This is a genomic window from Nocardia sp. NBC_01499 (assembly GCF_045040275.1).
Taxonomy (GTDB): Bacteria; Actinomycetota; Actinomycetes; order Mycobacteriales; family Mycobacteriaceae; genus Nocardia.
In genome coordinates this window covers 9793132-9808371 of sequence record NZ_CP109426.1, presented here as the reverse complement: position 1 = coordinate 9808371, position 15240 = coordinate 9793132, and the positions used below count along the sequence as shown (strand labels likewise).

Here is a 15240-nt window from a genome sequence, read left to right as displayed (position 1 = left end):
GCTGTACTTCGTCGCAAGGTGGCCACTTGGCGAAGGGGAGGATCGGGCGATGCGAGGACTACCGCACATGACCTTGGGGGTGGTGGTCGGTATCGTCGTCGCGGCGGCGGCCGTGCTGCCGGGTCCGACGACGGCATCCGCTCGCGCGCAACCACCGGTGACCGTCCCGCCCGGGGTCGGTGTGCCTGCCGATTACCGGATGCCCCCGACCACCTTCGGGGTGGGTTACGACCTGGGGAAGGTGATCCCGTTGTCGAACGGGACGCAGATCACCGCGGACGTTCGCTATCCCACCGATCCGGCTACCGGCGGCCCCGCAGTTGGCCCGTTCCCCGTAGTCGTCAACCTCACCACCTACGGTGCGCTGAACGGGGTCATCACCAGCGCGATCACCAGTGTCTTCGACGAACTGCACATCGCGCTGCCCGACGAGCTGAAGGACGCGCGTCGCATCCTCAATCAGGCCACCAGTCAGCAGGACGTGCTGGTGCGGCGCGGCTACATCGAGGTGATCGCCGATGTCGCGGGCACCGGATCGGCCACCGGCGCCTGGAATCCGGCCGCCGCCGAGGACGGCCTCGACGGCACCGAGTTGGTGGATTGGGCGGCGCGGCTGCCGAATTCGAATGGCAATGTCGGCATGTTCGGCTACTCGTTCCCCGGTGTCACCGCTATGCGCACCGCCGAGCAGGAACGTCCGGGAAGCCCGTTGAAGGCGATGGTGATCCACAATACGCCCAACGACATCTACAAGTCGTTGGTCACGCACGACGGAATGTTCAGCCCGATCCTGCTAACGGCCGACATTCCGCTCGTGCAATACCTCGGTGTCCTCGGCCCGTTGCTCAATCTTCCGCTGACCCCGCAGATCGTCGCCCAGGCCCTGATCGATCATCTACGGGCCGCGTTCGCCTCGCCGGACAGCCCGCTGCTCAAGCTGTTCGACGCCTATCAGGATGGATCTTTCGCGCACAAGGACCAGTGGTGGGCCGAGCGTGACTTCGGGCCGCACCTGGATCGCATCGCGCAAAACAACATTCCCACGTACTTCGTCGACGGGATCTGGGATCTCTACCAGGACGGCGCTTTTCAGAACTATGCCCAGTTGCAGAACATCGCGGCGGGACGACCGCAGTACGGGCCGATGGACCCGAATCAGAAGGGGGATCCGAGGTTTCAGCTACTGCAGGGTCCCTGGTATCACGTCGAGAACGGCGCCGGACCCTACGTGCGCATGGACACCGACCCCATCACCGTCGCCTGGTTCGACCACTGGCTGAAGGGGATCGACAATGGCGTGGCGCAGGATTCGCAAACCCTGCACGTCGTCGACCAGTCAGGACACGGCGCCAACACCACCTCCTACCCCTTTCGCGAGGCTGCGCCGACCACCTACCGCCTGACCGCCGGGACTCTCGGCACCGAGTCGAGCGCCGCGGGTACGCCTCCCGACCAGTTGACGTACTCCCCGGTCGATAATCCGTGCAACCGGGAGAACTTCGAACAGTGGACCGCCGGTCTGCTCCAGTTCGTCCTCAACCTGGTCGACATCAACGACCCGTGCGCCGCCAATAACGTTGGGCCGCAATATGGCCCGACCTACACCGGTCCCCCGGTGGACGCACCGACCATCGTCGCGGGTCCGGCGACCCTGTCGACGTATATCTCCTCGACCGTCGATGAGGCCGCCTTGCAGGTCTACCTGGATGATGTTGCGCCGGACGGTAGTTCGAGCAACATCACCGGCGGCGCCCAGCTGGCGACCGCGCGCACGCTGGATCCGGACAAGACCTGGCGCACCTCGACCGGCGCCGTCCTGTCCGCTGAACACGACTTGTCCTCGGCGGGCGACACACCGCTCACGCCGGGGCAGATCACCCAGCTCGATATTCGCCTGCGCCCGACCTACTTTCGCCTGGAGCCCGGGCATCGACTGCGCGTTCGGATCAGCACGGGCAACTTCCCGTCCTCGTTCCCGGCGCCGACGAAGATTCCCGGCCTGCTCGGTTCCACGGTCCAGATATTCCACGATGCCGACCATCCGACGACCCTGGTCGTCCCACTGGCCCCGGCCGACGAGTTGCACCTGTGATCACGGTGGACCGAGGAACGGCAGGACGACGGTGCAGGTAGGAGCCTGCGCATGGGTCGGATCCAGGGTGTTGCGGATCTCGCGGACCACGATCGGGTCCGCGGGCAGTTCATTGTGGTCCGTCGCATCGGTCGGGCACAGATCCTGCACGACGATGTTGTGCACGTTCGGTCCGTCCAGCAGACCGGTCGTGTAGGGAGTGGCGATTTCGTCATAGCGAGTGACGATGGTGGTGAACGAAATCGCCGGTGCCACAGCGGGATCGGGGTTGAGTTGGCGCAGCGCGGGCGAGTCAGGGGTCAGCTGGCAGGGTCCGCACTGTCCGATCGCCGCCGCGCCGGGCCCCGTTGCCACCATCGGCAGTAGCTCGGTCAGACCGCTGATCGTCGAACCGTGCAGCGGTGCGGCGAGCGCGAGGTAGTGGTCGATTGTCGGTGCCCCGCCGAGGTGCTCGAGATAGTAGAACGGCACCGCACCCCCCATCGAATGACCAACCAGATCCACCCGTTCGGCGCCGGTCGCGCCTAGGACACGGTGGATGAAGGCACCGATCTGACCGGCGCTGTCTTCGACGGGTCCCATCGCACCGATCGTCGAGCCGAGCAGGCCCGTGCCGAAGGTCGTGCTGAAGACGCAGTAGCCGTCGGCGGATAACGCGGGCGCCAAGGTCTGCCAGGTGATCGTGTCGTTCGAGACACCGTGCAGCAGCACCACCGGATTCGGGTGCTCGGCCGTAGGTCGGCACGACCAGTCGTTCGCGCCGGGCGGCGACTGGCCGGGGGTGATCAGCTGTGCCTGCACCCCGGACAGGAAGCTGTAGGACGGGTCATCCGAGTCTGCCAGCGCGGGCACCGGCCGCACGACCATGAGCAGGATGCCGGGAACGAGAGCGTACTTCCAGTTTCTCGCCACATGATGATCTTCGTAGTCGACGCGCCCCGGGATGGGACGCGTCCTCGACTACCAGCCAGGATCCTGGCCGAGCGGGGCATTCACCCAGCTCGGCGCGTCCGGATCCAGTTGAAGGTGCTCGGCTGCCAGCCCGCTGCCGAACAGGGTCGGGCCGAGCGGCATGGCCTTGGGGAAGTCGCTGGCGTAGACGTCCACCCGTAGCCGATGTCCCGGCGCGAGCACCGCGTCGGTGGGGATCAGACCGATGTCGAGCACGACCGGTTGTCCCGGATTCACCGGCAGCCGTCGCGCCGCCGACAACACCGGGTACGGGTCGGCGTAGTCGCCACCGGCCGAACGGGTGCTCTTGTCGTCGTCTATCTCCCGTAACGAGGCGACGAGCTGCCCGGTGGTCAGCACCGTCGAACGACCGTCCGGCGCAACATCATTCACGCTTGCCGCCCAGAACCCGTCGGCGGTGTCGTGCACCACGTTCAGATGCACCGCGATGGGGCCGGAGAGGGTGGTCGCGGTGCCGACCGGCGGGCTGGTGAAGGTGAGCCCGTCGTGCTCGTGGATGCGATCGTCTTGCACACAGTCGGCGAAGATTTCGAAGGGATCGGCGACCGCGCCCTGTTCGCCGTCGCGCGAGCACATGCTCAGCACCCCGGGCGCGACGGTGAGCCGGGCAGCGTCGGCGTCCGGCTGCGTGACGAGGCTGCCGTCGTGGACGCTGCCCGTCGCCGTCCCGCTGGGCGCGGCCGACAGATACAGCCGCCGATACGCCATCCCCGCCCGGGGGAACTGATCGGTCGTTGTCCAACCGCCGCCCTGCTGCCACAGCGTCAGCGGGCCGAAACCGTCGATGCCGTTATCGATATCCTTGAGCCAGTGGTCGAACCAGGCCCGCTGCAGCACATCGATGCGCGGCGGCTCACCATCGCGTCCGCGCATATCGAAGCCCGCCGTGACATGCATGCCGTCGCCGTAGACGAGCTGTTTCTGCCCGGGCGGCAAGGGAATCGCGTTGTAGATGCGTGGCCCGGCGTTCGCGAAGGCGTCGTGCCAGCCGCCGACGAGCATGGTCGGCACGGTGATCCGCTCGGGGTGGGCGATCCACGCCTGCCGGATCGTGCTGTCTGGATCGAGCATTTCCCTGGCCGCCGGGTCGAGTACGTCGAAGTTCGGCGCGATCAGCGCCTGACTCACGCCCATGAACGCCAACGGGTCGGTGACTCGGTCCATCAGCCACTTCATATCGAAGTGGCCCTGCAGCAACGAGACAACGTCGGGCACGAACTTGGTGACGTTCACCATCAGGAGATACGGCACCAGAATCCCGATCGGCGCACCGCCGGGGAGGTAGGCGTCGCGCAGCAGATCGTTACCCGGCACGACCGGGAAGATCGCCTGCAGCGCGGGTGGGTGGGCCGCGGCGGCCTCGATCTGATTGATCGCCGAATAGGAGACCCCGTTCATCCCGACCCGGCCGTTCGACCACGGCTGACGCGCGGCCCAGTCGATCACCTCGGGAATGTCGGCCTGGTCGCGCGGACCCCACGGCTGCCAATCCCCCTGCGAGAATCCGGTGCCGCGAACGTCGACCACCACCTGGGTGTAGCCGGAGCGAATCAGGTTGCGGTCCACCGAGAAACTACGCGCCAGACCGCCGCCCGCCGTTCGGGTGAGATCGGTGATGCCCTCCAGCGGTGTGCCGGTCAGGTCAAGATCGCGGAAGAACTGCACCACCGCGTCCGACAGCCCCGGGATGGACACCAACGAATCGAGCACCATCGAGCCCAATTTCGTGTACGGGGTGAGATTGACGATGACCGGCGTTGGCGTGTTGATCGGCCCCGCCGCGTCGGCCGGACGGTACACATTCGCCTTCAATACCGTGCCGTCGCTCATGGTGACCGGCACGTCCCAGTCGATGTGCACACCCGAATACTGTTGCGGCCCATCCTCGGTCGCGGTCCACTGTCCCGCCGAATCCGAAGGCTCCGCGAATGCCTGCGCGGGCAACACCATCGCGGCGACCAGCGCCACCGGCGCTAGCAATGGCAGCACTGTACGAACGATCACGCCGCTGAATCTCATTGCGCCCCTTTGCGTTACGACGCCGCTCCGTCGCGGCCCGCAAAAGAAAGCGTAAGCATTCACACCTGCGGTATGTACCTTTTGGAAGCTTTTCTCGCAGCTGCACAACCGAACCCGAGTCGCGTTGGTCGAACAGCGAACGACCGACGCGCTCAGCACCCCCGCGCTCGGTGACGCTCCCCCGTCAGGTGAGCTGGTAGTCGCGCAGGCGCACTCGACGAGTACGGCGCCACATGTTTACCTGCGAGCCGGGCCAGATCGCCGGACGGCCGTTGGCGGCATCGATCAGGTAGTTGGTGCAGCCGTTGTGCCCCCAGGCGCCGCGGCTGGTCGTGCGCCAGCCGCGTTCCATGAATTCTTGCTGCGCTTCGGGTTTGGGCTCGATCGTGCGCAGCTTCCGGTCACGGAAGATGGTCGCGATCTTGGTGAGATAGTGGGTCTGCAGCTCGATGTTCACGATCGCGGAGGTGTGCGCTAATTGCCCGTAGGGCCCCATGATCATGAAGAAGTTCGGGAAGCCAGCGATGCTGATTCCGAGGTGGGCCGCGTAACCGTCCGGGTAGGAATTCTTGGCGATGGTGTTTCCGTTGCGGCCGGTGATCGGGAGGTTGCGGAAGAAGTCGTTGGGTTGAAAACCGGTGGCCCACACAATGGTATCGACCTGACGTACGTCACCGTGTGCGGTAACCACGGTGCCGGCCTCCACTCGCGCCAACCCACTCGGTATCACTTCGACATTGGGTCTACCGAGTGCGGGATAGAAGTCATTCGACATCACCGGACGTTTGCAGCTGAACAGGTAGTCCGGTGTCACCTTCGCCAGCAGCTCAGGATCGGAGATCTGGTGGCGTCGATGTACTGCCGCGATCTTCTCCCACAGCCGATCCACCGACGGGTGGTACTGCGCGACGTGCAGCAACTGGGTGATGCCCGCGGCGATAAGACGCTGCAGCCTGCCGAATCCCGGCATATACCGCAACGCCAGCTGATCGCGTCGCGGGAAGTCACGATCGCCCGGTTTCGGAATGACGTAGGCCGGTGTGCGCTGGATCAGATACACCTTCTCGGCCTTGTCGGCCAGCGGCGGCAGCACCTGCGCGGCGCTCGCGGAGCTGCCGATGACGGCGATGGTCTTGCCGGTCGGGTCGAAGTCGTCGGCCCATTCCCGGGTGTGAATCTGCGCCCCGGCGAACGAATCCCGTCCTGGAATATCCGGAGTGAACGGTTCATAGAGCGGGCCGAAGCCGCCGAAGACGAGTTGCGTCCGGAACCGCCGCCCGTCGGAGCTGGTCAATTCCCATTCGCACGCGGCCTCATCGAAGGTGAAGTCGACGATGTCGGTGTCGAACCGCATGTGTTGTTCCAGGTCGTATTCGCGCGCGATCTCGTAGGAGTACTCGAGGATTTCGGGCTGGTCGCAGTAGAAACGAGACCACGGGCGTTTGTAGAAAAAGGAGAACGAGTAGAACGTGGACGGCACGTCCACCGAACAGCCCGGGTAATGGTTCTGCCGCCAGGTACCGCCGAGACCGGCGTCCTTCTCCAGGATGAGCAGGTCGGTGAATCCGGCCTCCTTCAGTCGAATCGCCATGCACATCCCGCTGAATCCCGCACCTATCACTACGATCTGCGTTCGGGTGACGCCATTGCTGTTCCCGGACAACGGTTTACGATGCTTCCCGGCTCGGGGTGCCCGCTCACTCATAGGGTCGCGCCGGGGAACGTGAGGGCTTCGCGTAGTTCGCGGATCAGCCGTCCCTTGGGCACCACGCGAATCGCGGTGTCGCGCACGATGCTTCGCACTGTGCTCGCGCCCTGTTCGAAGCCAGCGACGCGGTGCGCGGTGTTGAGCATCGTGCGGGTGCGGTCCCGCCGTTCGCGCTCGTATCGGCGCAGCCCGGTCCAGACCTCAGGCGCGCTTGCGAGGTTGCGGGCCAGCACGACGCCGTCCTCGATGGCCATACCCGCACCCTGGCCGAGGCTGGCCAGCATCGGGTGCGCGGCGTCGCCGAGCAAGGTGACCGGGCCTTCGCCGCGTCGTTCCAGGAACGCCCGGTCGCTTTCCGGCACACCGAGAATCGCGTCCTCGGGTGTCACCTCGATGGCAGCGCGCACCTCATCGGGCCAGTCCGCGTAGGCGCGGACAATCTCGTCCTTGTCGACCTGCCACTTCCTGGCGTCGGTCTCGGGCATTTCCTTGGTGGCCCACCAGTAGGCGCGCCCGTGCCCGATGTCGATCAGTCCGAAGCGTTGTCCCTTGGCCCAGTAGTGCGTAACCGAGCCGGTACCGAACTTCGAGTGTTCGAATGGAACAATCGACAACCAGGAGATGTAGCCGCCGTAGCGTTCCTCGTCGCCCGGTCCGACCAACTGTTGGCGAATCTGCGAATGGATGCCGTCCGCGCCGATCACCGCGTCGCCGTCCGCGACGCGACCGTCGGCGAACTCCACCCGCACCCGGCCGGAGTCCGGGTCGGTCTGGTATCCGATCGCGGCGGCGGCGATGTAGATCGGAATGTCGCGCGCGTGCTCCAACATCGCCTGCTGCAGATCGGTACGACTGATCAGCACACTGGCTTTCGGCACCCCGGCCATCGCCTCGGGGTAGGGCAGGGTCCGCAACAAGCGGCCGGTCGAGGTGCGGATCTGATACGATTTGACGACCTGGCCGCGTTCTTCGAGGCGAAGGTCGAGGCCGACGCTGTGCAGCGCGGTGTTGGCGTTGCCGGCGACGGACAACCCGAACCCGGCGGCCTTCAGCTCGGGAACCTGCTCGTAGACCTCGACCTCGATGCCGAGCTTGTGCAGTGCGATGGCAGCGGTGAGCCCACCGATGCCCGCCCCGACCACGATCACTTTAGGGCCGTTGTCTCGAACCATGTCATTCTCCAATCAGGTCGTCGATCAGGGTTGCGACTCGGGCGACGTGCGGTTCCTCGACTATCGATAGGTGGTTGCCTGGAACGGCGAGCACCGTCAGCCGCCCGGTGGTCAGCTCACCCCAGCCGTTGGCGGGGTCGTCGTGCTTGCTGCCGCCGACGCGGTGCAGCAACTCGAGCACCTCGGGCAGCGGTTCGGTGGCGCGCAGCAGCGTCACGTCCACATCGATGGCCTCGGGCCGGTAGGCGAGGATGGCGCGCGTGTTCGCCGCGTAGATGCCGAACAGCCTGCGGATCACCGCCTTGGTACTGCCCTCGGGCAGCACCCCTTCCCGCACAGCGAGTTCGGCCATGTGCTCGAATGCGTCGTCCTGCGTGGCGAATTCGCCGAGCGCCGCCAACTTGGAGTCACCGCCCCGTTGCAGCAACAGCAGCTCCCAGAAGAAATACCGCAGCAGGATGTCCTCGGCGGTGTCGTCAGGGGCATCGATGTCAAGGTCGGCTTGCCTGGCCGGATCGAGCACCACGGTGTCGAGGATGACGAGGTCGGCGATCTGTTCGCCGGCTCGGCGCAGTTGCCTGGCCATTTCGAAGGCGACCAGGCCCCCGAAGGACCAGCCGCCGATCAGGTAGGGGCCGTGCGGCTGTACGCGCCGAATGGATTCGAGGTAGTAGGCGGCGAGTTCGGGAACGGTCGACAGCGGTTCGGTGCCCGCGACCGCACCGGCGGCCTGCAGACCGAAGAACGGCACGTCCCGGCCGAGTCGTCTGGCGAGGGGCACGTAGCACAACACGTTGCCGCCCAAGGGATGGACGAAGAACATCGGGCGGCGGGCACGGATCGGCACCAGCGGATCGAACACCGCGTCCGCCGCGCCGAGACGCAGCCGTTCGGCGAGCGCGGCGACCGTCGGCGCGACCAAGAACTCCGACAGTGGGATGGTGAGCCCGAAGCGTTGCTCGACCTGAACGACGAATCGCATCGCGGTCAGCGAGGTGGCGCCGAGGTCGAAGATGTTGTCCGTGGTGCCGATTGTCGGTTGCCGCAACAGATTCGCGGCGATTTCCACCAGTGCGCGTTCGTAGTCGTCCTGCGGCGGAACGGCCGAGGACAGCGGCGTGGTGAGCGTCAGCCGGTCGAGCGCGGCGTCGTCGCGCTTCCCGCTCGCGGTCAACGGCAGGGCGGGCAGCCACTCGAAATGCGTGGGCACCATGTACTCGGGTAGGAGCGCGCGCAGGTGCTTGCCGAGCTGATCCATGTCCGCGCGGTCCGGCTCGCCGACCAGGAACGCGGCGAGGAAGGAATCGTTGCCGCCGTGGCGGCGCACGGTGACGGCCGCCTCGGTGATGCCGGGATGGTCGTCGGCGAAACGGGTGATGGCCAGCTCGATTTCGGCCGGTTCGACCCGGAAGCCGCGGACCTTGACCTGCGCGTCGACCCGGCCGGTGCACACCACGTCGCCACTGGGCAAGACGAAGCCGAGGTCGCCGGTGCGGTAGAGCCGGGCCCCGTCGGGCAAGGACGGATGCGGCACGAATCGTTCGCGGGTCAGTTCCGGCTGATCCAGATATCCCGCGGCCAGGCAGCTGCCACCGAGGTAGATTTCGCCTTGCGCGCCGAACGGCATCGGACGCAGCCGCGCGTCGAGAACATGCACCGCGGCGCCGTCGATCGCGGTCCCGATCGGTGGCAGCGCCGGGAACATCGCCGGGTCCCCTGTCATGGAACAGCTTGCGGCAACGTGTGTTTCGGTGGGGCCGTACTGGTTTTCCAGGAGCACCCCTGGCAACTGGGCGCAGAGTCGCCGGATCGCCTCGGTCACCAGCAGCTTCTCGCCGGAGGATGCCAGAATTCGCACGCTGCGTGGCCAGCTGTCGAGCGCGGCCGCGGTCTCGGCCAGTTGCTGGAGTGCGACATAGGGCAGGAAGATCCGTTGCACGCCTTCGCTGTCCAGCACCCGGAGCAGCGCGGGAATGTCGCGCCGATCCGCGTCGGAGATTAACACCAGGGTGCCGCCGCCGCACAGGGTCGAGAAGATCTCTTGGAAGGAAACGTCGAAGCTGAGCGGTGCGTACTGGGCGGTAATGCCGCCGACGGCACCGCTCGGCACGCGGTTCTGCCAGGCCACCAGGTTGGCGAGCGCGCGACGCGGCATCGCGACGCCCTTGGGCGTTCCGGTGGAGCCAGAGGTGAACAACACGTAGGCGATGCTGTCCTGGTCGACCTCGGGCAGCGCTCGGCCGCCGGGTTCGGCTGTGCCGGTGCAGATCTCGTCGGCGCTCAGCACGACCGACCGCGCGGGCAGCAGGTGCGTGGTCGCGGCGTCGGCGATCACCAGGAAGGGTTGGGCTCGGTCCACCATTGCCGCGATCCGTTGCGGCGGATAGCTGGTGTCGAAGGGAACCGCGGCGCCGCCCGCTTTCAATACGCCAAGGATCGCGGCAATGGCCTCGGGTGAGCGGTCCATCGCGATCCCGATCCGGTCACCGGGTTGCGCCCCCTCCGATAACAGTCGCTGGGCCACCAGGTCTGCGGCGTTGCCCAATTCCCAATAGGTCCACTGCCGGTCACCGAAGGTGATGGCGGCGGCGTGCGGTGCCGCCGCGATCCGGGCGTCGACGGCGGCGACGACGTCGACCGCCGCGGCGACCTGGGCCGACCGCAGCACGGAATCCTCAGCGAGGAAGGCGAAATCGGGCGCTTCGTCCGGGCGCGTCACGATGCGGCGCAGCACCCCGAGCAACTGGTCGGTGTAAAGGTCGGCCTGCTCCGGGGTGAAAACGCCGCTCCGGCAATCTATTCGCAGTCGGATCGGTCCGTCGAGCGGATCGGCGTAGGCGTTGACCAGCAGGGTGAAGTTGGTCTCTTCCCAAGTGCGGTAATCGATCAGGTCGATGCCTGGCAGTTCGAGAGCCGCGGCCAGCTGGCGGAAGTAGACGTAGTTGAATGCCGTATCCAGCACAGTGGCAGCGAGATCCTGCTGGATGGCGCTGAGCGGATAACGCTGATGCGGATGGGTGCGCTGTTCGGTGCGGAACGCCTCGCGCACCAATGCCAGCCAGCTGGTTGCCGCGGTGTCGACCCGGATCGGGACGGTGTTGAGGAACAGTCCGGCGATACGTTCGGCGTCGGCAAGCTCCGGTCGGCCATGTGTGATGAGGCCGGTGGTGACGTCGGTCGTCCCCGCGGCCAGGCCCAAGGTCGCGCAATGGGCCGCGAACAGTACGGATTTGAGAGTCGTCTTCGCGGCCCGCGCGAATTCCCGTACCGCGTCGGTCAGTTCGTCGGCCAGCTCGACCTGACGGGTGATGACACCGTCCGGTCCAGGGCGACCATGCGGACGGAAGGCAGGCGGCTGGACCAGGGGCGCTCCGTCCAGCATGTTGCGCCAGAAGTCTTGTGTCTCAGTGCTTTCCAGGGCGCGTTGCTCCGCACGCACATACTCCGCCGCCGACGGCAACACCCGGTCGGCGACGGGCCCGACCGCTAGCCCCCATCCGTGCGCATAGTCCTGCAACAACTCGCTGACGAGGTTGGCGACACTGCCGCCGTCGAGGATCGCGTGGTGGAAGCTGAGCACGAGCTCCACGGTGGACTGGCAGACGAATACCTGGAACCGATACAGCGGCGCCTGGTCGAATCGATAGGGATACACGCGCCGCTGTTCGATGTGCTCATCGATCGCGGCCTGGGAGTCCTCGTCCCCGAGCGTACGCAGATCGGCGATCTCGAGCCCACCCCGGACCATCCGGTGCTCGACTTGCAGCGGTTCGGAGAACCCGCCGAGATCGAAACTGGCGCGCAGCACCGGATGCCGGGCCACCAATAGGCCGAAGGCGTGCCGGAATCGTTCGCCGTCCCACGGCATGACGAAGCTGTACTGGAAGACATCGTGGTACATCGCCGAGTCGTCCCGAACGCGGCTGTAGTAGAGCAGACCGAGCTGCATGCGGCTCACCGGGTAGGCGTCGACCGCGTCTTCCAGCCGGGCACGGTCCACTGCGGGCACCAGCTCGAACGGCCGCAGGCCCGCGTCGGTCGAAGGACCGATGGTCGCGCGGCTCGCCAGCTCCGCGACGGTCGGGTGCTGCGTCAAGTCGTTGAGCGAGAAGTGAATTCCCTGCTGCTCCGCCGCCGATCGAATCCGCAGCATCAGAATGGAATCGCCGCCGGAGAGGTAGTAGTCGTCATGGATGCCGACCCGGTCCTTCTCCAACACCTCCGCCCAGATGTCGGCCAAGATCGCCTCCGTCGCGTTGCGCGGCGCGGTGTCCGTCTCGTCGGATATCTCGACGGAAGTCGGCGCGGGCAGCGCCCGGCGATCGGCTTTACCGTTCGGGTTCAAGGGGATTCGTTCGATCCGGACGAGCTGCGACGGGATCATGTACTCCGGCAACGTCTTCGCCAGCGCCGCGCGGCTCCGCTCGGGCGTCTGCTCGGCATCGGCGACGTAGTAGCCGACGAGATATGGTCCACGAGTGGCCGATTCAGTGCTCACCACGACCGCGTCCCGCACGCCGGGAATCTCGGCGAGCGCGTTCTCGACCTCGCCGAGCTCCACTCGGTTGCCACGGATCTTCACCTGCGTATCGAGTCGTCCGAGGAACTCCAGGTTGCCGTCGGCCAGCCACCGCGCGCCGTCCCCGCTCCGGAACAACGCGCCACCCGGGACGAAGGGATCCTCGATGAACCGTTCCTCGGTCAGCTCCGGCCGATTCAGATAGCCGCGCGCGACGCCGACCCCACCGATATACAGCTCGCCGGGGACGCCGACAGGCTGCAGCTGGCGTTGCGGATCGAGCACGTACAGCCGGAGGTTGTCGATCGGCCGCCCGATCGGGACCCGATCGATCGGGCGGTCCGGGCAGTCGTAATAGGAGACATCGACGGTGGCCTCGGTCGGTCCGTACAGGTTCACCAACCTCGGCGCACCGTCCCGGTGGTCGGCGAAGACTCGGTTGAACTGCGCGACCCGGGCAGGCGACAGCGCCTCGCCGCTGCAGAACACCCACCGCAGCGAGCTTGCCTGTGCCCTTCGCTGTGGCGAGGATTCGAGCAGGTCGAGGAACGGTCCGAACATCGACGGCACGAAATGCAGGACGCTGACCCGATGCTCGGCAATCGTCCGCAGCAGTACCAGCGGATCCTTCTCGCCGTCCGGCGGGAGCAGCGCCACGCTCGCGCCTTCGACGGCCCACCAGAACAGCTCCCACACCGACACGTCGAACGAGATCGGCGTCTTCTGCAACACCACATCATTGGCGCCGATCGGGTAGCGCCGCTGCATCCAGGCGAGCCGGTTGACCACCGAACGGTGCTCGACCATCACCCCTTTGGGCTTGCCGGTCGAGCCCGAGGTATAGATGACGTAGGCCAGATTCTGGTCGGTGCCCACCGCTTCCGGCGTACCAGCGGGACCCGCCAGCACGTCATCGATGAACAGTGCGCGAACCCCGCCATCGAGCTGCGGCAGCCGGACATCGCGATCGACCAACGCCACCTCGGCCCCGCTGTCGTCGAGCAGGAAACGGATTCGGTCGACCGGGTAGCCGGGATCGATCGGCACGTAGGCCGCACCGGATTTCAGGACGCCGAGCAGTGCCGCGAGCAGCTGCGTGCTTCGTCCGAGTACTACCGCCACCCGGTCGTCGGGGCGAATACCGCTGGCGCGCAACGCGTACGCGACCCTGTCGGCACGGGCCTCGAGTTCGGCGAAAGTGACTGGCGCACCGTCATTTCCGCCAACGACCGCTACCCGGTCCGGCGTGCGGGCGGCCTGCCGCTCGAACAAGCTGGACAGCGTGGGCGCGCCGGACCGTTCGACCGAGAACCCTTGCCTTTCATACGCCAGATCGGCGTGCTCGGCGGCGGTGAGCATCGACAAACCGGCGACCGGCTCGTCGGGCCGCTCGACGCCATTGCGGATGAGGTTCTGCAGGTGCCGCGCGCACGCCTCGATGGGAAAGTCCGCATCGAACACATCGAGCGCGTAATCCAGCAGGATGGTGAGCGCGCCCGACTCGTCCAACGCCACGGCCCGCACCGACAGCGCCTCCTGATTGTGCAACGGCGCGGTGCCCCAGTCCGCCATGCTGACTCCCGGCAGCGGAGCGACATGGTGGTAGGGCTGGTAGGTGACCGTGACGTCGTAAAGCTGTTGCACGCCAGCGCCATTGCGCGGTAGCGCACGAACGATGTCGCCGATTCCTGGACGATCGTGGTCCCGCATGGCGCGGGTGGTCGCTCGGGCCGCCGCCGCGAGTTCGCGCATCGACACCGCGTCATGCACGACCAGTCGGAACGGCAAGTTGTTCACGAACAAACCAGCGGTAAACCAGTCGTCCGGGGTGTGCCGATTGAAGAACGGAACGCCGAGCACGATGTCGGTGCCGCTGTGTACCCGGGAGAGATACGTCGCGACGGCCGCCGAGAGGAACGCGAACTGCGAGCCGCCGACCCGCTTCATCCCGGCCGCCAACTCCGGGGTGACGGTGAAGGTGTAGTTCCCGTTGCGCGCCATGCGGACTGAGCGAGCGCCGGTTTTCCTGGTGAACAAGGCGGGTTCGACATCGGCAAGTGCGGCCCGGAAGAAATCGAGGTCTGTCTCGTGGTCGGCGCTCGCCCGATAGCGGGCTTCGGACTCGACGGCGGCCAGATAGGACGGCGCGGCGATATCCAACGGCTTACCGTTGCGCATGACGTGTTCGTAATCGGCCGCGACCTGACTGACCATCAATTCGTGTGTTACGCCGTCGGTGACGAGATGGTGTGCCTTCAGATAGAGATAGACGACCGACGGGCTCTCCTTCAGCACGGCGGCCCGATACATCCGGGTGTGCCGCAGCGCGAACGCCTCCTGGGAATCGCGGTCCTGCCAGTCCGCACACGCGGCGGCCGGGTCCGGTGCCCCGGTGAAATCGACCGTCTCCACCTGCGGTTGCTCGACCTCGACCCACTGGAACGGCCGCCCGTCGCGCTCGTCGAAACGGAGCATGAAGGCGTCATTGCGCAATAGCGCCCGTTCGCAAGCGGCGAGCAATACCTCCGTATCGACTTCACCATCCAATCGGCGCCACACGGCGATATTGAACTGCGGATCAGCGGTGGGCGCATAGGATTCGGCCACCCAGATATCCCGCTGATAGGCGGTCAATGGATATTCAGAATATGCGCTCATCGAAATCCTCTCCGGCACCGGACGATACGATCCGAAATCGAACGCCTTGATCAACAGCCAAAGCTGATTAACCGGCACGGGGAAGGGAATTATCACCTTC

The 15240-nt window shown here is 66.1% G+C and carries 6 protein-coding genes; 1 reads left to right on the top strand and 5 read right to left on the bottom strand.

Annotated features, from left to right (window positions below; all coding sequences use genetic code 11):
• Positions 1 to 49: 49 nt before the first annotated feature.
• The gene (locus tag OG203_RS44065; RefSeq protein ID WP_405163139.1) at positions 50 to 2092 is read left to right on the top strand and encodes a CocE/NonD family hydrolase; all 2043 of its coding nucleotides are present in this window, start codon (positions 50 to 52) and stop codon (positions 2090 to 2092) included.
• On the opposite strand, the gene OG203_RS44060 is transcribed toward OG203_RS44065, so the two are convergent.
• The 5 genes from OG203_RS44060 to OG203_RS44040 form a co-directional block, all read right to left on the bottom strand.
• On the bottom strand, positions 2093 to 3004 hold the full coding sequence (locus OG203_RS44060) for an alpha/beta fold hydrolase (protein WP_405163138.1): 912 nt from the start codon (positions 3002 to 3004) through the stop codon (positions 2093 to 2095). It abuts the gene before it with no gap.
• A gap of 48 nt (positions 3005 to 3052) precedes the next feature.
• Positions 3053 to 5083 carry a CocE/NonD family hydrolase gene (locus OG203_RS44055; RefSeq protein WP_405163137.1) on the bottom strand — a complete coding sequence of 677 codons (2031 nt, stop codon included), beginning with the start codon at positions 5081 to 5083 and terminating at the stop codon, positions 3053 to 3055.
• Positions 5084 to 5267: 184 nt separating this feature from the next.
• Positions 5268 to 6788: a flavin-containing monooxygenase gene (locus tag OG203_RS44050; protein ID WP_405163136.1), complete on the bottom strand. Its 1521-nt coding sequence runs from the start codon at positions 6786 to 6788 to the stop codon at positions 5268 to 5270.
• Positions 6785 to 7963: an FAD-dependent monooxygenase gene (locus tag OG203_RS44045; protein WP_405163135.1), complete on the bottom strand. Its 1179-nt coding sequence runs from the start codon at positions 7961 to 7963 to the stop codon at positions 6785 to 6787. Before OG203_RS44045 ends, OG203_RS44050 begins: the two co-directional genes overlap by 4 nt.
• 1 nt (position 7964) lies before the next feature.
• Positions 7965 to 15140, bottom strand: a complete 7176-nt coding sequence (locus OG203_RS44040; RefSeq protein WP_405163134.1) for an amino acid adenylation domain-containing protein — start codon at positions 15138 to 15140, stop codon at positions 7965 to 7967.
• Positions 15141 to 15240: the final 100 nt, after the last annotated feature.